Here is a 17566-nt window from a genome sequence, read left to right on the forward strand (position 1 = left end):
TGCGGTCAGCCCGCCTTTGCCAATGCCTGATCCAGATCAGCGATCAGATCGGCCGCCGTCTCGATTCCGATTGAGATGCGCACCACTTCGGGGCCGGCACCCGACGCGGTAAGCTGCTCAGCGCTTAGTTGGCGGTGCGTGGTTGAGGCGGGGTGGATCACGAGGCTGCGGGTATCGCCCAGATTTGCGACGTGGCTGAACAGCTCCAGCGCGTCGACAAACTTGACGCAGCCGTCATATCCGGCCTTCAGCGCAATGGTGAACAGCCCGCTTGCGCCCTTGGGGCAAACCTGCGCCATGCGCGCCTTGTAGGGCGAGCTTTCGAGGCCAGCATATGTGACGGCAGTGACGGCATCATGGCCTTCCAGCCATTCAGCGATCTTTTGCGCATTTTCGCAGTGACGCTCCATCCGCAAGCTCAGGGTTTCGATGCCCATCAGCGTGTAATGTGCCGCCTGCGGGTTCAGCGTCATACCCAGATCGCGCAGGCCGATGGCAATACTGTGAAACGTAAAGGCCAGCGCGCCAAACGTCTCGTGAAATTTCATCCCGTGATACGCGGGCTCAGGCGCCGACAGCGACGGAAACTTGTCCGAGGCGGACCAGTCAAAAGTGCCGGAATCCACAACGCAACCGCCGGTGACGGTGCCATTGCCGGTCAGGTACTTGGTCAGCGAGTGAACGACCAACGACGCGCCATGCTCGAACGGGCGGCACAGATAGGGGGTGGCGGTCGTGTTATCCACGATCAGCGGCACGCCGGCCTTATCGGCGACATCCGCGACGGCGCGCAGATCAGCAATATGCCCGCCGGGATTGGCGATGGACTCACAGAATATCGCGCGGGTGTCATCGTCGATGGCGTTTGTGATCGCATCCATATCGTCGATATCGACAAACTTGGCCGACCAGCCGAACCGCTTGATAGTCTGGCTGAACTGCGTGATCGACCCGCCATAAAGGCGCGTGGAAACGACCACATTTTTGCCCGGTCCCATCAGGGGGAAAAGCGCCATGATCTGCGCCGCGTGCCCGGACGAGCAGCAGACGGCGCCAGCGCCGCCCTCTAGCGTCGCGACGCGTTCCTGCAGCGCGGCAACCGTGGGATTGGTCAGACGCGAATAAATATAGCCGACCTCTTGGAGGTTAAAGAGCTTGGCCGCATGTTCGGCGTCGCGGAATTGATAGGCCGTGGTCTGGTAGATCGGCACCTGCCGCGCGCCGGTGGCTGGATCGGGGCGGTTGCCCGCGTGAACTTGCTGTGTCTCAAAGCCGAGTGTCATGAGGCGTGCCCTTTGCTAAAAATACGCATTGGCGGATTTGTAGGCGATGCGCGGGGCTTGGGCAACGCTGATGCGATAGGTGGGCTAGGCGCTGCTTGCTACCGCATCCAAAACCCGTTGCGCTTGATCGTGTTGCGGATCGCCTGTTCGCGCCTCGGCAGGTCGCTTTGATCAAAGAGGTCGCGCACCTTCATGCCGCGCCCCTGATAGACCATGCGCTTGATTGGATCGTATTCCTTTAGCACCTTTTTCACCCGATTATGTGCGGTAATGTGGTGCAATGCGTCGACCACATGATCGCCTTCGCGCGCATATAACAACGGAAGCAGGCGATAGTGGCAACTGACGGCGCCGTCCAGATAGCCCTCTGCCAGCGTATCGCGCCCGCCGCCGAGCGAGCTTATGACCAAGGGCAGCGCGACCTGATCCAGCCACGGATCCAGCTCTTGGCAGATCAACTCGTCGGGGGCGTCGTCGCGGATCGCCAGCGCATAATCCAAGAACCTGCGGCCAAAGACTCGGGGGCAGTCGTAGTAGAAAAACCCGGCGTTGAAATAGAGATAGCGCTTCCAGTATTCATCCGGCTGCGACAAATCGAGAGAGCTGTCGTAGTCCAGCCCGAATTTGTCATAAAGCGATTTCCAGATCGCACCGTAGCCGGGGCCGTACAGCTCAGGCTTGGGCCAAGTCCCCTCGCGGCGCAGCGAAGCGCTGGGACGCGAAAAGTCGAACGGCACGGCGGCCAGATCGCCGGTGATCAGTGTGTCGGTGTCAAAGAAAACGAAAGGCTCGCCCTCGGGCATCGCGGCCAGAGCCTCGATCTTGTTGCCGTAGGGGTAGTTTTGGCCAAAATGGCGGTTTTCGAACGGGATTATCTCGGCGCCCAGCTCTTGCAGCATCGCGCGCACGTCGGCGGCGCGGATGCGCGGATCGTCATTCCACATCGGACCCGGCTGCGGTTCGGCCACCAGCAGACGGCCGGCGAAATCGGGACAATAACTGCGCAGGCTAAGGCAAAATAGCAGCGCCTCGTACTGCAGGCGCCCGCCTTGGGCCACGATCATCACGTTGAAATTCTGGGGTGTCTCGGGCTGCCCGGCCATATTCATCCTGCTCTTGCGGCTTTTTTCAGTCACTATAGGGCGCGCCGATTGTTTCCAGAAGGGAAACATGCGCCAAATTGCGCCAGCTTTGCTTAAAAGAGTCTACAGGTGCTGGAAAATGGTGGGCGACCCAGGAATCGAACCTGGCGTGCGTCTCCGCGAGGGAGTTACAGTCCCCTGCCACACCTTGCGGCCTGTCGCCCACTTGGCCAGTCGCAAGTGCGTCTGACGTGGTCGGCTGAGTACTAGCGCGCCCGTGAGGCGTCAACCGGAAAATGGCCGCTGGAAACGCCCGCGCACGTAGCTGGGGAAATCGCCTTGCGCGCAGACAGGGCAGGCCTCATTCTGCGGCGTTCAGGCAAAGGGGGCGGTGCGCCATGAAGAAACCGAAATGGGTGGTCGAAAAGGAACAGGCCAAGCGTGCGTCAGACGCGCAGACCGTGTGGCTGTTTGGCCTGCATGCGGTACGCGACGCGTTGCTGAACCCGGCCCGCGAGAAGCTGAACCTGATTGTGACCCTGAACGCCCGGAACAAGCTGGAGGACGCGATCGCAGCGTCTGGCATGACGCCTGAGGAGGTGGAGCCGCGCAAATTCTCGGCCCCGCTCGACCCCGGATCGGTCCATCAGGGCGCGGCGCTAGAGGTAAAACCGCTGGACTGGGGCGACCTGGAGTCGCTGGCGCTGGGCGGCGGCGACCGCCCGCCGCGCATCATCTTGCTGGACCGCGTAACCGATCCGCATAACGTTGGGGCGATCCTGCGCTCGGCCGAGGTGTTTGGTGCCTGCGCCGTTATTGCGCCGCGCCACCATTCGGCGCCTGAGACGGGCGCATTGGCCAAAACCGCCAGTGGCGCGCTGGAGCGGCAGCCCTACAAGCAGGTGCGCAATCTGGCCGACGCCATCCAGCAGTTGCAAAAAATGGGCTATCTGGCGCTGGGCCTCGACGGCGAGGCCGAGCAGACCATTGAGCAGGCACTGGAGGGCCGCATGGACCGGCCAGTTGCGCTGGTGCTGGGCGCCGAAGGGCCGGGATTGCGCCAAAAAACGCGCGAAACCTGCGACATTCTAGTTAAGATTCCGTATTTTGGCGCCTTTGGTTCGCTCAACGTCTCGAATGCGGCAGCGGTGGCCTTATATGCCAGCCAAGCGCGGGGCTGACCCCGGCGTAGTCCGAGGCCGGAGGTAAAATGCGTAAAATCGCGACCTGTTGTTACTGCGGTAAACGCACGACTTTGGTCCTGCGCGGGACAGGCCGTCATGAGTTGTCCTGCGCGGCCTGCGGCGCGCCATTGCACGAGATGAAAGCGATGCCGTGCGCCGCTCAGGCCCGCGCCGCCGAGCGAGCCGGTCCAAAGCCAAAATCGCGCCCGAAGCCCGCGCCGCATCCCTACGATACAGGCCGCGACGCGCCGGGTAGCAATCGCCAGGGCGGACGCCGCAGACGACGCAAACCCTTTCTACGCGAGGCGCTGGAGGAGATTTGGGACGTTGTTGAGGATATATTCGACTAGCTGCTCCTATATCCCGCGCGCCCTGATATGCTACAAAAAGTCACAGGCTCATCACAGGATGATGATCGCCCCTTTCATACTGGCGAACGCCGCCTAGATTATACCGTAGAGGCGCCGAACCGGAACTTCGGTGCTTTCTTACACTGTCCCTCGTTCCGTGACTGCGCCCGAGGTCCACACTTCGGGCGCTTTTTTATGCAAAGGCTGCAACGGAGATTGCCATGACTGACCAGTTGATGACCCTGATTTTGCAGCGCACGCGCCGTATCGCGCTGGTCGGCGCATCGGCCAATCCCGCCCGGCCCAGCCACGGTGTCATGCGGTTCCTGCTAAATGCGGGGTATGACGTGGTCCCTGTCAATCCGGGCCTCGCAGGGCAGACGCTGCTAGGGCAGAAGGTGGCCGCATCGCTTGCCGATATCGACGGCGACATCGACATGATCGACATATTCCGCAGGCCGGAACATGTCCCCGCCATCGTGGACGAGGCGCTGGCCACGTTCCCGGACCTGCAAACCATCTGGATGCAGATTGGCGTGGTGCATGACGAGGCGGCCGAGGTCGCCCGCGCGCGCGGCGTCGACGTAGTGATGGACCGCTGCCCCGCGATAGAGCGTCCGCGCCTGATAGGGTGAGAGCCGCTATCAGTCCGGTATGCGATACTTGTGCCCGTATAGGCCGAACCACGTTGCCTTTCCGGCGATTGTCATCTGATTTTCCTGTGCCAGATCATCCAGCGCCTCGGCGGGAACGTTGCACAGCTCGAACGGGCCTGTTTCGGTCATCAGACGTATTCTGGCAGAGCAAAACTTTTGGTGATATCGCGGCTCCACACTCAGGATCTGGTAACTGCGCGTCACGTCTTCACCCACCATTCTGGCTGCGATTGCCGGTGTTACGTCAAGCAGGATCGCACGGTATCCGGCAATCCCCATCAGTAGAGCAAACCCGGCCAGCACCGATAGTCCAGGCCATGTTCTGGCCCGCGCGCCCTTGGGAGTGACTTGAAAGAACGGCAACATGATCGTCGTAGTTGTGACGAAGGCGAGCAGCATCGCGATCGTTCCACCAAGTGATCGCCATGCTGCTGAGGGTAGCGACTGAGGTGCAATGACGTAGGCCACGAGTGATGCGAAGAGAAGCACGCCCGCCGTAGTGAACAGCCAGAAGAAAAGCCGGTTTTCCCTAATTTTTCGCCCCATCAGCATACCCGCTTCGTGACTGGTTATGTTTGGATTAGGGGCGTCCACAACGTCGCGATAAAAACGCGCCGGAAAGACGAACGCCGCCAGAAAGCAGCCCGTGACGCTCAGGCCAAGCCAATAAGGCACCAGCCCAGAAAGTAAGTTGACGATCATCGGGATCGGCATGACTAGCGCGCAGGCAGTGATCAGGGGACCGGTTCCGGTGCGGATAGCAGTCCGGCGCAGCATTGCGATGGTGGCGCGGCCGGGCAAGAGTAACGCGCCAGCAACCGCTGACACCGCAATCATGCCGAAAAGGGCGCTAACGGCAGCGATGTTGCCCGTGCGCTCCAGCGCCACGGGGACTGCGGCAATAGCGGCGACGAGCGCAAAGAGCCCAAAGGTAATTGCGGCAAAGCGGGTGAAAGCGAAGCGTTTCATCGTCTAGGAATTCTCAGGAAAATCCGGCGATGTTATGGCGATATACCGCTAGGTTAATGTTTATCCCGCCTCAAAATCAGCAGCAATTCGCATCTCGCGCATGGGGCGCACGCGGGCAGTGCAGGCCGCATAAGTCGGATGCGCCTTGAATGCGGCCAACGCCGCCTCATCCTCGAACTCGGCATAGACGATCAGATCGGGCACCTCGGCGCTGATCGTATCGGCTTGCAGATTGCGGCCCACCTCGAAATGGTCCGCGTGCGGGATATCTGCCAGCATCATCAGGCCATTGCGAACGTCCTCGACGGATTGGCCGTCGGCGGCCGAGAAGAATACAGTGTGACGGATCATGTCAGCCCTCTTTCGGTGTCTGGCTAGGGGTGCGCGCCGCTTTTTCAGCGATGCCCGACTGCGATTTACGGCGCTCCAACTCGGCCATAACGTCAGCTAGGGCGACGCCGCGCGATTGCAGCATGACCAGCAGGTGAAACAGCACATCTGCCGCCTCACTGGTCAGCGCGGCAGTGTCGCCTTTGACGGCCTCGATGATGGCCTCGATAGCCTCCTCACCGAACTTCTCGGCGCATTTCTCCGGGCCTTTGGCCAGTAGCTTGGCGGTCCAGCTATCCTGGGCACTGGCGCCTGCGCGGGCGGCGATGGTGGCGGCCAGATCGTCCAGCGTCATAGTCCCATCCTCATCGGTATGCCTGCAGCCTGCATATGGGCCTTGGCCTCGCCTATGGTGAACTCGCCGAAGTGAAATATAGACGCGGCCAGCACGGCGCTAGCGCCGCCCTCGCGCACACCGGCGACCAGATGATCCAGCGTGCCGACCCCGCCCGAGGCGATGACCGGAACGTCTACCGCGTCCGAGATCGCGCGCGTCAGGGCCAGGTTAAAGCCCGCGCGCGTGCCGTCGCGGTCCATCGAGGTCAGCAGAATCTCGCCCGCGCCGTTGCTGGCGACAAGCTGGGCAAATTCCACCGCGTCGATGCCCGTCTCGCGGCGTCCACCATGGGTGAAAATCTCCCACTTGCCGGGCGATACCGTCTTGGCGTCGATAGCCACCACGATGCACTGGCTGCCAAACTGATCGGATGCCTCGCGCACCACGTCCGGATTTGCGACTGCTGCGGAGTTGAAGCTGACCTTGTCGGCGCCCGCCAGCAGCAGGGCGCGCACGTCAGCAGGGGTGCGCACGCCGCCGCCCACGGTCAGCGGGATATAGCACTGCTCGGCGGTACGGCGGACCACGTCGAACATGGTGCCGCGGTTCTCGTGCGTGGCGGTGATGTCTAGGAAACAAAGCTCGTCAGCGCCGGCGGCGTCATAGGCGCGGGCAGCATCCACAGGGTCGCCCGCGTCGACCAGATCGACAAAGTTCACGCCCTTAACCACGCGGCCATCGGCCACGTCTAGACAGGGGATGATGCGGGTTTTCAACATGTCTTGGCCGGGCCTTTCGTCGTCACGCGATTGTTTATGGGCAAACGGCGCGATATGCCAGAGGATAGGTCGGGAATTAATATACGGAGCGAAACGGATGAAAAGACTTATCATAGCGGCGGCAATGGCGCTGATCGGAACGGGCGCAATGGCCGGAAGCGGCGGCGTCACTCAGCTAAAAGCGGCAGGCGATGTCGCCACCACTATGGACGCGCTGGAGGCGGCAGTTACGGGCGCGGGGGCAACTGTTTTCGCCCGCGTCGATCACGCAGGCGGCGCCGAAGAGGTGGGGATGGAGCTGGCTCCAGCGCAGCTGCTGATCTTTGGCAATCCCAAATTGGGCACGCCCGCCATGCAGGACGATCCGCTGGCCGGGCTGTATTTGCCATTAAGGGTGCTGGTTTACCGCGATGGCGGCGGTCAGGTCTGGCTGGCTTATGAGGAACCTGCGCATTCGATGGCCGACCTCGGCGGTGTTGCGCCTGATGCGGAATACCTCACCAAAATGACTGGCGCGCTCAAGAAGCTGACCGGCAAAGCATCGGGCATGTAGCGTCAGGCGAGCGCCTTCAGAGCCTCTCGCAGGTCGAGCGCGCCATCATAAAGCGCTCGGCCAGAGATTGCGCCATTCAGCTTTGCGCCGCAGTCACGCAGCGCAATAAGGTCGGCAAGCGAGCTGACCCCGCCAGAGGCGATGACGGGGATGCTGACCGCATTTGCCAGCGCGGCAGTCGCCTCAATATTCGGGCCCTGCATCGCGCCGTCGCGCTCAATATCGGTGTAAATGATCGCGGCGACGCCCGCATCTTCAAAGCTGCGGGCCAGATCGGTCACCATCACCTCCGTCTCTTCGGCCCAGCCTTTGGTCGCGACGCGGCCATTGCGCGCATCAATTCCCACAGCGACTTGTCCGGGAAAGGCGCGTGCAGCCTCGCGCACCAGCGCGGGGTTTTCGACAGCAACGGTCCCAAGGATGACGCGCTGCAGACCCTTGGATAGCCAGCCCTCGATCGTCGCCATGTCGCGGATGCCGCCGCCGAGCTGCGCGGGAACCTTGCAGCGTTTCAGGATCTCTTCGACCGGGGCCGCGTTGACGGGGGTTCCGGCAAATGCGCCGTTTAGATCCACCAGATGCAGCCACTCGCAGCCCGCCGCAACGAATGCCTCGGCCTGCGCCGCCGGATCGTCGTTAAAGACGGTGGCGGCATCCATTTCGCCGCGCAGCAGGCGCACGGCTTGGCCGTCCTTTAGGTCGATGGCGGGGTAGAGGATCATGTTCTAACCTATTGACTTGTAATGTGTATCAGGGCGTCCATCGCAGGAAGTTCGCGATCATGCGCAGCCCGGTTTCCTGACTTTTCTCAGGATGAAACTGCGTGCCGATCAGATTGTCTCGGCCCACGACAGCGGTGACCGCGCCGCCATAATCCGCATGGGCCAGCAGATGAGCGGGGTCATCGACATTAAACTGGTAGGAGTGGACGAAATAGGCGTGCTGGCCCGTCTCAATCCCCTCAAATACGGGATGCGGGCGGTCCAGTACTAGATCGTTCCAGCCCATATGCGGAACTTTCAGCGTCTTATCAGTGGGCGCGATAGGCCCCACCGTGCCGCCGATCCAGTCAAAGCCGTCTGTCTCGCCATGCTCAAGCCCGCGGGTGGCCAGCATCTGCATCCCAATGCAAATCCCCATGAAGGGGCGCGCGTTGTCGATCACCGCCTCGCGCATCGCCTCAAAGAGGCCGCGATGGTCATAAAGTTCGGCCCGGCAGGCGGCAAACGCGCCATCGCCGGGCAGTACGATCCGGTCGGCGCGGCGCACGGTGTCGGGGTCCGAGGTAACGATCACCTCGCCCGCATTGCCCTCGCGGGCCATACGTTGAAATGCCTTCTCGGCTGAGTGCAGATTGCCGCTCTCGTAATCGACGATCACTGTTTGCATGGACTTTGGCCGCATACTGCTAGAGCGTTCCCTTGGTCGACGGGATCGCGTCTGCCTTGCGGGGGTCAGTCTCGACCGCTTCGCGCAGGGCGCGTGCGACGGCCTTGAACGCGGCCTCGGCCATGTGGTGGCTGTTAATGCCGTGCAAGGCATCAACATGAAGTGTCATACCTGAATGCGTTGAAAACGCTTGAAAAAACTCGCGCACTAATTCTGTATCGAATGTGCCGACCCTAGCTGTCGGCAAGTCCATGTTCCACACCAGATAAGGCCGCCCGCTAAGGTCAAGCGCGGCGCGGACCAGCGCGTCGTCCATCGGCAAAAGGCACGCTCCATATCGCCGGATGCCGCGCTTGTCACCCAGCGCCTGCCCAAGCGCTTGGCCTAGCGCGATGCCGACATCTTCGACGGTGTGGTGATCGTCGATGTGCAGATCGCCAGTGCAAGTCACGGTCATGTCGATCAATGCGTGGCGCGCCAGCTGGTCCAACATGTGGTCGAAGAACCCCACGCCGGTGCGGTTGTCATAGGTGCCCGTGCCGTCCAGCGCGATGGTCGCGCTGATATCGGTCTCGGCTGTCTTGCGGGTGACGGTGGCGCTGCGCATCTCGCTATGCTCCCTTAGGGTTTGCGGGGCTTATACGCAGAACGCAGCCTCCCGCCAAGGGCTGCGGGGGCATCGTGGCACAAAATGCGCGTTCGGCGCTTAGCTGTGGGGCGGTGGGTTTAGCGTAATCCCGTGCTCCGCCGCCAAATCGACCTGCGTCTGCGATGCGGGCCGACACGAGATGAACGCGCTGCCGGAACATTTTGGCAGGCTAAGCGCGGCAATCAACGGCGCATCGTACTGACCCGATAGCAGCAATATCCCCTCGCGCGCCAGATGATCGCGGGTGCCTCTGCCGTTGTCAGACCGGATGCGGCGCATGAAGTCCTGCTGCTGCGCGACCGCCTCCACTACGTCGCGGGTAATCGGCCTGCGCTGCACTTCGCGAAATAGGGCCGCCATGCGCAAGTTGCCGGACGCGCCGGAAAATATCCGGTCGATGGCATCGGGTGGCACGGTTCGCCAGAAGTTATGCGGGTAGGGATGGTGTAGCAGCAGCCACAGGATATTGGCAAACCCCTGCGCAGAAATACTTTTCTTTGCATCTTTGTTCTGGCTTAGTGTCAGGTACTCGGGCCGTGCCACGATCAGGCCCAGATAGCATTTCGCGCGCACCTCGTCGGCCGCCACCAGAATGCAGGGGTGATTCACGGCCTCGGTTGGGATCATCCAATTGCTGCCCATCGTGTTTTTAATATCGACGTCATGGCCCAGGATCACGGTATCTAGCCGGCCCTTGGGCAGTCGCAGCATCGCGCGCAGCTCAATCTCGACCCGCGTTCCGATATAAGTTTTTTCAGTTTTCTCCAGATCGTCGTAGGATCGCCGCCCCGTCTTCGGCGTCATGATCACATCGTCGATGCACTGCCGCAGCATGGCCGAAAACTTCGCGGCGAGAGCGTCTGAACCGCTCGCGCGGCGTGTGATCTCATCCGCGATGGGGGTGAGCGTAGCGTAATCTGGATGCCCAAGACTGACGGTGCTGTCGGGGATGTTTCTTTTCATTTGCACCGCCCCGCGAGTGTGTCGGCCCTTAAAAGTCTGCGATTGAGGGAGGCCTAGGCACTAACCGCGCGCAACATCCGCTTGCGCAGCGCCTTGGCGATCTGCGTCGATACTGCCTGCGCGACAGGGGGCGGAAACGCGTTGCCGACCTGCCGGTAAGCGTTCGTCTTGGCGCCTGTGAAATGCCAATCGTCTGGAAACCCTTGAATGCGTGCCACCATCGGGACGGTTAGGCGGGGCATGCCATTATGAAAGGCGTCGGGTGCCTCAGGCGCGATCGTGCGCCCTTCGACGCCCAGTGTCGCCCATGCCGCGCGCGCTCGGGTTGGGCCCAGATCCGGGCCGCCGTGCTTTTTCGAGCCGCCGACGATGGTCGGTGCAATCTCGTCGGCCTTGGCGGCCCAATCTTCGGCGCCGCGCCAGCCTCGCTCGGCCATCAGGTCGTGCAGGGTGGCGCCTACTGTGGGCGGGTTGTGCGGGTTTGGCTCGGGCCAGTCAAAGAAATCGGCGCGCGCCTTTTGCACTGCGACGATCACGACGCGCGGGCGCAGTTGCGGAACGCCGTAGTCGGATGCGTTCAGCAGGCGCCAATCGGTACTGTATCCCAGCTTGTCCAGTTGCGTCTTGAGCCGTTCGCGGTAGTCGTGGAACACCGCATCCAGAAAGCCGCGGACGTTTTCGATCATGACGGCGCGGGGGCGCGCAGCGTCAATGATGTCGATGGCGTCGTTAAAGAGATTGCGCTCGTCCTGCTCGCCCAGTTGCTTGCCTGCGACCGAAAAGGGCGGGCAGGGCAGGCCGCCGGCCAACAAATCCATTCCGGCGTAGTCTGCCGCACGCTCCTTAAAGAGGCGGATATCCTCCTCCAGCACGTTCCATTCGGGCCTGTTATGGCGCAGTGTATTGCAGCAATGCTTGTCGATCTCGACCAGTGCGGAGTGGGCAAAGCCTGCCTTTTCCAGCCCGAGAGCCTGACCGCCGGCGCCGGCGCATAGTTCTACGGATGTCAGCATTTGGCCCGCCCTCTTTTCACACATAGAACGCGTTGTAGGCGGCCCGATCAACAGGCGACTCGTCATTGCGCAAATGTTCTTGTGACGTTCTTAGCGGCGCGAGGCAAATCGGACAAGCCCAAGAGGCAACGTATCGCTCGGCGCGCTGGACGCGCATACCCCGAAAACACAAAGGCCGCCCGAAGGCGGCCTTGTCTGGTAAACCGTGGGGTTTCGGTTTTTTCTGGAGCGGGCGAAGAGATTCGAACTCTCGACCCTAACCTTGGCAAGGTTATGCTCTACCCCTGAGCTACGCCCGCACCTGATGAAGCGGTAGTTACAAATTCCCCGCCGGGGCCGCAAGAGCAAATTTTGCACGCTTCAAATTAATTTCGCACATGCCGCCGGTTTTAACTTGGTGAGAATACGCTGGGACTTTGGGGGTACAAATCCCCCAAGAGGAATGTGTCGTCACACATAACTCAGCTCGCGCCGCCCCGGCACGCCGAAGTCCTCGGAGTGTACCACGACGCCCTCATCGCTCAGATAGAGGATGCCGTATGCGCCCGGCTCGTCTATCGACACATGCTCGTCCATACCGGGGCGCATGATGGGCGATTGGTGGCAGGGACTTTTGAAGACGCAGGCCGCGATGCCGCCCGCGTTACCCGAAACGGTCCTATGCACATGCCCCGATACGATTTGGCAGGTGCTGGCGCGGCGGCGCAGTAGCGCGAGGAATTCGGTTCGGTTTGCCAGTCCGATCGCGTCCATCGCGGCAAAGCCAACGGACATCGGCGGATGGTGAGTAAAGACGACGGTGCGCCGCCCCTCCGCGCTGGCCAGTGCGGCATCCAGCCACGCAAGGCGCGCGTCGCATAAGATACCGCCATGATGGCCCTCGTCGACTGTATCCAGCAGGATCAGACGGGTATCGCCGATGTCGATCACTTGTTGTACATGGCCCTCTGGCGTGACCGGAGCGTCCGGAAACGTATCCCGGAAGGGGCCGCGCGCGTCGTGATTGCCCAGCATCAGATGCACCGGAACCGGGCATCCATCCAGCGCGCCGCGCAGTCGGACGTATTCGGCATGGCTACCGCGATGGGCCAGATCGCCGGCGATTACAATGCGCTCGGCATCCGGGAATTGCGCCAATGCATGCGCCAGTCCGGCGCGGAAGCGTGCATCCGGATCTAAGTGACCGATCAGCTTGCCGTCCTCGACATAATGCAGATCGGTAAAGACCAATATCTTGCGCATGATGGCGCTACTCCAGTTCGATCAGCAGATCCTTGGCGTCGATTTGGCTGCCGGGGGCGGCGTGAACTGCCTTGACCGTTCCGGCGCGCTCGGCGTGCAGGCCCGTCTCCATCTTCATCGCCTCGATGGTCAGCAGTAGATCGCCAGTATTGATCTTGACGCCCACTGTCGCAGAGATACTGGCGACGACGCCGGGCATCGGGGCGCCGATGTGGCAGGGATTGCCCAGTTCAGCCTTGGGCCGGGCGGCCGTTGTCGCCTTTGCCGCGCGGTTGGGTACGCGCACCACGCGGGGCTGGCCGTTCAACTCAAAGAACACTTTGACCTCGCCGTCATCCCCGGTTTCGCCGACCGCTTGCAGGCGGATCTCCAGGGTCTTGCCGGGGTCGATTTCGGCTGTGATTTCGTCGCCCGGCTCCATCCCGTAAAAGAACGTGCGCGTGGGCAGCGTGCGGACCGGCCCATAGATGCGGTGGCGGCCCATATAATCGAGGAAGACCTTGGGATACATCAGGTATCCATTCAGATCCTCGTCGTCGACGCGGCGGCCCTCCAGCAGCGCGCTCAGCTCTGCGCGGGCGGCGTCCAGATCAACAGGGGGCATATTCGCGCCGGGCCGGTCGGTATTGGGTGTCTCGCCCTTAAGCGCCTTGGCGGTCAGCGCTGGCGGGAAGCCGCCGGGAGGCTGGCCCAGATTGCCGCGCAGCATGTCTATCACCGAGTCGGGAAAAGACAGGTCATGCGCGGGGTCTTCGACCTCGGCCCGTGTCAGGCCCTGGGATACCATCATCAGCGCCATATCACCCACCACCTTGGACGAGGGCGTGACCTTGACGATATCGCCGAACATGGCATTCACATCGGCGTAGGTTTGCGCCACCTCGGGCCAGCGATCCTCAAGGCCCATGGAGCGTGCTTGTGCCTTGAGATTGGTAAACTGACCGCCGGGCATCTCGTGCAGATACACCTCGGACGAGGGCGCCTGCATCGACGATTCGAACGCGGCATACTGCGCGCGTACGGTATCCCAGTAATCCGAGATTTCGCGCACTGCGCCAATGTCGATGCCTGTGTCCCGCTCGGTATGGGCCAGCGCCTCAACGACCGAGCCGAGGGTGGCCTGGCTGGTGTTGCCCGACAGTGCGTCCATCGCGCAATCGACGGCATCAACGCCGGCATCCGATGCGGCCAAGATAGTGGCGCAGGCGATGCCAGCAGTGTCGTGTGTGTGGAAGTGGATCGGCAGGCCAACCTCGTCCTTTAGTGCGCGGATCAGCACGCGCGCGGCAGCGGGCTTCAAGAGGCCGGCCATGTCCTTGAGGCCCAGCACATGCGCGCCTGCTGCCTCCAGATCGCGGGCCATGCCGACATAGTACTTCAGGTCGTATTTCGCGCGGTCTGGGTTCAGAATGTCGCCAGTGTAGCAAATGCTGCCTTCGCAGACCTTGCCCGACGCGATCACCGCATCCATTGCGACGCGCATGTTTTCCACCCAGTTCAGCGAGTCGAACACGCGAAAGACGTCCACGCCCGTTTTTGCCGCCTGACGCACAAATTCCTGCACCACGTTATCGGGATAGTTGGTATAGCCAACGCCGTTCGACGCACGCAGCAGCATTTGCGTCATCACGTTGGGCAACCGCGCGCGAAGATCGCGGAGGCGCTGCCAAGGGCATTCCTGCAAATATCGGTAGGCGACGTCAAAGGTCGCGCCGCCCCAACACTCGACCGAGAAGAGCTGTGGCAGATGCGCGGCATAGGCGGGCGCGACGCGGATCATGTCGCGGCTGCGCATACGCGTCGCCAGCAACGACTGGTGTCCGTCGCGCATGGCCGTGTCGGTGATCAGCAGCTGTTTCTGCGCCTTCATCCAGTCAGCCACGGCCTGCGGACCTTTATCCTCCAACAGGTTGCGCGTGCCTGGCTGGGGCGTTCCGCGCGGCACGGGAGGGCGCGGGTCCTTGAGCCCAGTGCGGGGGCGCGGGCGGTCCTTGGTCTCAGGATGCCCGTTTACGGTGATATCGGCGATGTAGGTCAGCACCTTTGTCCCGCGATCCCGGCGCGAGCGGAAATTAAACAGCTCGGGCGTGTTGTCGATAAAGGTGGTGGTGTAGGTGTTGTCGAGGAATGTGGGGTGCTTCAGCAGGTTTTCGACGAAGGCAATATTGGTGCTGACACCCCTAATGCGAAACTCGCGCAGCGCGCGGTCCATGCGGGCGATTGCGGCCTCGGGCGTTTGGGCGTGGGCGGTCACCTTAACCAACAGACTATCATAAAAGCGGGTAATGACACCGCCCGCATAGGCCGTGCCGCCGTCAAGGCGGATACCCATGCCAGTGGCGCTGCGATACGCGGTGATGCGGCCGTAATCGGGGATAAAGCTGTTCTGCGGGTCTTCGGTCGTGATGCGCGTTTGCAGGGCATGGCCATGCAGGTGGATCTCGTCTTGGCTGTTCTTGCGCGTTGCCTCGGCCAGCGTCTTGCCCTCTGCGATTTTGATCTGGGCCTGAACGATGTCGATGCCAGTAACCTCTTCGGTCACCGTATGCTCGACCTGAACGCGCGGATTGACCTCGATGAAAAAGAATTGCTCCGTGTCTATGTCCATCAGGAATTCGACCGTGCCGGCGCACTCATAGCCAACATGCTTGCAGATTTTGTACCCCAGATCGCAGACCTCAGCGCGCTGGGCGTCGGTCAGATACGGGGCGGGGGCGCGCTCCACAACCTTTTGGTTGCGGCGCTGGACGCTGCAATCGCGCTCAAAAAGGTGGTACATGCCGCCATGTTTGTCGCCGAGGATCTGCACCTCTACGTGCCGCGCGCGCAGGATCATCTTCTCCAGATACCCCTCGCCATTGCCGAATGCTGCCTCGGCCTCGCGGCGGCCCTCCAGCACCTTTTCCTGCAATTCGTCAGGTCCGTGAATGGGACGCATCCCGCGACCGCCGCCGCCCCATGACGCCTTAAGCATCAGGGGATAGCCGACCTCGGCGGCCTCGGCGCGGACCTTGTCCATGTCGTCGCCCAGCACCTCAGTCGCGGGGATCACGGGCACGCCCGCCTCGATGGCAACGCGGCGCGCGCTGGCCTTGTCACCCAACTGGCGCATGGTTTTTGCCTGCGGGCCGATAAAGGTGATGTTTGCCGCAACGCAGGCATCGACGAAATCGGGGTTTTCGCTTAACAAACCATAGCCTGGGTGGATCGCGTCTGCGCCGCTTTCTTTGGCGACGCGGATGATCTCGTCAATGCTGAGATACGCGGCGACAGGGCCCAGACCGGCGCCGATCCGGTACGCCTCATCTGCTTTGAAACGGTGAAGGCCCAGCTTATCTTCTTCGGCAAAAACCGCGACCGTACGTTTGCCCATTTCATTGGCGGCGCGCATGATGCGAATAGCAATCTCACCGCGATTTGCGATCAGGATTTTCTTGAACTCGGTCATGGCGTCCCCTTTTTAGAATTTTTGGGCCGGCTGTCGCTGGCGTTGCCGCACAGTGCGAATTGCCGCAGCGCAGCGCAACTTTTTTCTGACTGTGCAGCCAGCGCGTAGCATTCGCGCAAGGAATGCGCCATCTTATGCCACCCTTTGCGACATTCGCTACATCGCAGGCCCGCCGATCAACCGTCCCGGCAGATCGGCAAGGCGGCGCGCGCCCAGTTGGCCCATATTTGACGTCATATCGGCGGCAAGGATACGCGCCAGATGCGCAGGTCCGTCGGGGCCGAGAGCGGCCAGCGCATAGTGCCATGGCCGGGCCATCATCACGAAATCCGCCCCCAGCGCCAGCGCGCGCAGGATATCGAGCCCGCCCGTCACGCCGCCGTCAAAGATCAGCGGCAGGTCCGTCGCGCGGCGAATGAGCGGCAACTGGCGCACCGTTGCTGGCGCGCCGTCGAATTGGCGACCTCCGTGGTTGCTGATCCAGATTGCGTCGACACCTGCGGCCTCCAGCATGGGCACATCTGCGGGGTCCAGCACACCCTTGACCACCAGCGGGCCGTCCCAATGGGCGCGCAGCCAGTCCAGATAGGCGCGGTCTGGCGATGTCCGCAGCAGGTACCCAGCATGGGCGGTCGAGGGCAAGCCACTGGTATCGCCTGCATAACTATCGATCAGGCGCATCCGGGGCAGGCCCATCCGCGCCATGCCCATCGCCCATGCGGGCCGCCCCGCGATCTGCGTTATAAGGCGCGGGGTCAGGCGCGGCGGCTGCGTCAGGCCCGACCGGGTCTGACGTTCGCGGCGCGAGGCCACCGGCACATCGACGGTCAGGACCAGCACCTTGAACCCCGCCGCGCGGGCGCGGGCCAGCATGTCGAGGCGGATCGCCTCATCACGCGGCGGATATAGCTGAAACCATGCATGATTCCCGGCCAGTGGCCCGATATCCTCGGGCGCCTGAGCGGCGACGGTGGACAGGGTATAGGGGATGCCTGCAACAGCGGCGGCGCGGGCCAGATGCCGCTCCGCATCGGGCCAGATCAGACCGGACATCCCAACCGGGCCTATGCCGAAGGGCAGGGGGTGCGACTGGCCCAAGAGGGTCGTGCCCAAATCGGGCGTAATTTCGCCGTGAAGGATCGAGGGCATGAGTTCTATCTGTTGCAGGGCGTCCGGCCCGGCGCGGCGCGCCTGTTCGGACCCCGTTCCACTGTCGAGATATTCCCAGACAAAACGGGGCAGGCGCCGCTGGGCGCGGGCCTTTAGGTCGCTGAGGGCGGGGTATTTTGCATCAAGGCTCATGGCGTGCATTTGGCGCAGGGGGTGCGCGCTTGTCCAG

18 protein-coding genes and 2 tRNA genes are annotated in these 17566 nt (G+C 62.1%); 4 read left to right on the forward strand and 16 right to left on the reverse strand.

Features of this window, described 5'->3' with window-relative positions; all coding sequences use genetic code 11:
* Nucleotides 1-5 precede the first annotated feature (5 nt).
* The 3 genes from MK6180000_RS04260 to MK6180000_RS20250 form a co-directional block, all read right to left on the reverse strand.
* Nucleotides 6-1283, reverse strand: coding sequence for an O-acetylhomoserine aminocarboxypropyltransferase/cysteine synthase family protein (locus MK6180000_RS04260; protein WP_138933609.1), 1278 nt, complete (start codon nucleotides 1281-1283; stop codon nucleotides 6-8).
* 98 nt (nucleotides 1284-1381) lie between these two features.
* A complete protein-coding gene (locus tag MK6180000_RS04265; protein ID WP_138936331.1) occupies nucleotides 1382-2392 on the reverse strand; it encodes a hypothetical protein in 1011 nt (336 codons plus the stop codon).
* A gap of 113 nt (nucleotides 2393-2505) precedes the next feature.
* A tRNA-Tyr gene (locus tag MK6180000_RS20250) sits at nucleotides 2506-2589 on the reverse strand.
* Nucleotides 2590-2763: 174 nt separating this feature from the next.
* Here MK6180000_RS20250 and rlmB point away from each other — a divergent pair.
* From rlmB to MK6180000_RS04280, 3 genes are all read left to right on the forward strand, one after another.
* On the forward strand, nucleotides 2764-3546 hold the full coding sequence (rlmB, locus tag MK6180000_RS04270) for a 23S rRNA (guanosine(2251)-2'-O)-methyltransferase RlmB (protein WP_138933610.1): 783 nt from the start codon (nucleotides 2764-2766) through the stop codon (nucleotides 3544-3546).
* Nucleotides 3547-3575: 29 nt separating this feature from the next.
* Nucleotides 3576-3899 carry a hypothetical protein gene (locus MK6180000_RS04275; protein ID WP_138933611.1) on the forward strand — a complete coding sequence of 108 codons (324 nt, stop codon included), beginning with the start codon at nucleotides 3576-3578 and terminating at the stop codon, nucleotides 3897-3899.
* Nucleotides 3900-4120: 221 nt separating this feature from the next.
* On the forward strand, nucleotides 4121-4534 hold the full coding sequence (locus tag MK6180000_RS04280) for a CoA-binding protein (protein WP_138933612.1): 414 nt from the start codon (nucleotides 4121-4123) through the stop codon (nucleotides 4532-4534).
* Between the two features lie 9 nt (nucleotides 4535-4543).
* Here the strand turns inward: MK6180000_RS04280 and MK6180000_RS04285 are convergent, their stop codons facing one another.
* Genes MK6180000_RS04285 through hisF form a run of 4 tightly spaced genes read right to left on the reverse strand, consistent with a single transcriptional unit; the run spans nucleotide 4544 to nucleotide 6970 of the window.
* Nucleotides 4544-5524 (reverse strand): hypothetical protein, encoded by a 981-nt coding sequence (locus tag MK6180000_RS04285; RefSeq protein ID WP_138933613.1) that lies wholly within the window; start codon nucleotides 5522-5524, stop codon nucleotides 4544-4546.
* A gap of 60 nt (nucleotides 5525-5584) precedes the next feature.
* A complete protein-coding gene (locus MK6180000_RS04290; RefSeq protein ID WP_138933614.1) occupies nucleotides 5585-5875 on the reverse strand; it encodes a Dabb family protein in 291 nt (96 codons plus the stop codon).
* A 1-nt stretch (nucleotide 5876) separates the two neighbouring features.
* Nucleotides 5877-6209 (reverse strand): phosphoribosyl-ATP diphosphatase, encoded by a 333-nt coding sequence (locus tag MK6180000_RS04295; RefSeq protein ID WP_138933615.1) that lies wholly within the window; start codon nucleotides 6207-6209, stop codon nucleotides 5877-5879.
* Nucleotides 6206-6970: an imidazole glycerol phosphate synthase subunit HisF gene (gene hisF, locus MK6180000_RS04300; protein ID WP_138933616.1), complete on the reverse strand. Its 765-nt coding sequence runs from the start codon at nucleotides 6968-6970 to the stop codon at nucleotides 6206-6208. The genes MK6180000_RS04295 and hisF overlap by 4 nt, the downstream gene beginning before the upstream one ends.
* A 97-nt stretch (nucleotides 6971-7067) precedes the next feature.
* Here hisF and MK6180000_RS04305 point away from each other — a divergent pair, with 97 nt between their 5' ends.
* Nucleotides 7068-7523 carry a DUF302 domain-containing protein gene (locus MK6180000_RS04305; protein WP_138933617.1) on the forward strand — a complete coding sequence of 152 codons (456 nt, stop codon included), beginning with the start codon at nucleotides 7068-7070 and terminating at the stop codon, nucleotides 7521-7523.
* A 2-nt stretch (nucleotides 7524-7525) separates the two neighbouring features.
* On the opposite strand, the gene hisA is transcribed toward MK6180000_RS04305, so the two are convergent.
* From hisA to MK6180000_RS04350, 9 genes are all read right to left on the reverse strand, one after another.
* On the reverse strand, nucleotides 7526-8245 hold the full coding sequence (gene hisA / locus MK6180000_RS04310; RefSeq protein ID WP_138933618.1) for a 1-(5-phosphoribosyl)-5-[(5-phosphoribosylamino)methylideneamino]imidazole-4-carboxamide isomerase: 720 nt from the start codon (nucleotides 8243-8245) through the stop codon (nucleotides 7526-7528).
* 28 nt (nucleotides 8246-8273) lie between these two features.
* The gene (gene hisH / locus MK6180000_RS04315) at nucleotides 8274-8912 is read right to left on the reverse strand and encodes an imidazole glycerol phosphate synthase subunit HisH (RefSeq protein WP_138933619.1); all 639 of its coding nucleotides are present in this window, start codon (nucleotides 8910-8912) and stop codon (nucleotides 8274-8276) included.
* 19 nt (nucleotides 8913-8931) lie between these two features.
* Nucleotides 8932-9519: an imidazoleglycerol-phosphate dehydratase HisB gene (gene hisB / locus MK6180000_RS04320; RefSeq protein ID WP_138933620.1), complete on the reverse strand. Its 588-nt coding sequence runs from the start codon at nucleotides 9517-9519 to the stop codon at nucleotides 8932-8934.
* A 99-nt stretch (nucleotides 9520-9618) separates the two neighbouring features.
* Nucleotides 9619-10524 (reverse strand): NaeI family type II restriction endonuclease, encoded by a 906-nt coding sequence (locus tag MK6180000_RS04325; protein ID WP_138933621.1) that lies wholly within the window; start codon nucleotides 10522-10524, stop codon nucleotides 9619-9621.
* 53 nt (nucleotides 10525-10577) lie between these two features.
* Entirely contained in the window at nucleotides 10578-11537 is a 960-nt protein-coding gene (locus MK6180000_RS04330) for a DNA cytosine methyltransferase (RefSeq protein ID WP_138933622.1), read from the reverse strand.
* A gap of 224 nt (nucleotides 11538-11761) precedes the next feature.
* Nucleotides 11762-11836, reverse strand: a tRNA-Gly gene (locus MK6180000_RS04335).
* 151 nt (nucleotides 11837-11987) lie between these two features.
* Nucleotides 11988-12779 (reverse strand): phosphodiesterase, encoded by a 792-nt coding sequence (locus MK6180000_RS04340; protein ID WP_138933623.1) that lies wholly within the window; start codon nucleotides 12777-12779, stop codon nucleotides 11988-11990.
* Nucleotides 12780-12786: 7 nt separating this feature from the next.
* On the reverse strand, nucleotides 12787-16227 hold the full coding sequence (locus tag MK6180000_RS04345) for a pyruvate carboxylase (RefSeq protein WP_138933624.1): 3441 nt from the start codon (nucleotides 16225-16227) through the stop codon (nucleotides 12787-12789).
* Nucleotides 16228-16383: 156 nt separating this feature from the next.
* The gene (locus MK6180000_RS04350; protein ID WP_138936332.1) at nucleotides 16384-17538 is read right to left on the reverse strand and encodes an alpha-hydroxy acid oxidase; all 1155 of its coding nucleotides are present in this window, start codon (nucleotides 17536-17538) and stop codon (nucleotides 16384-16386) included.
* Between the last annotated feature and the right edge of the window lie 28 nt (nucleotides 17539-17566).

Origin of the sequence: Roseovarius arcticus, assembly GCF_006125015.1 — a bacterium.
GTDB lineage: Bacteria > Pseudomonadota > Alphaproteobacteria > Rhodobacterales > Rhodobacteraceae > Roseovarius > Roseovarius arcticus.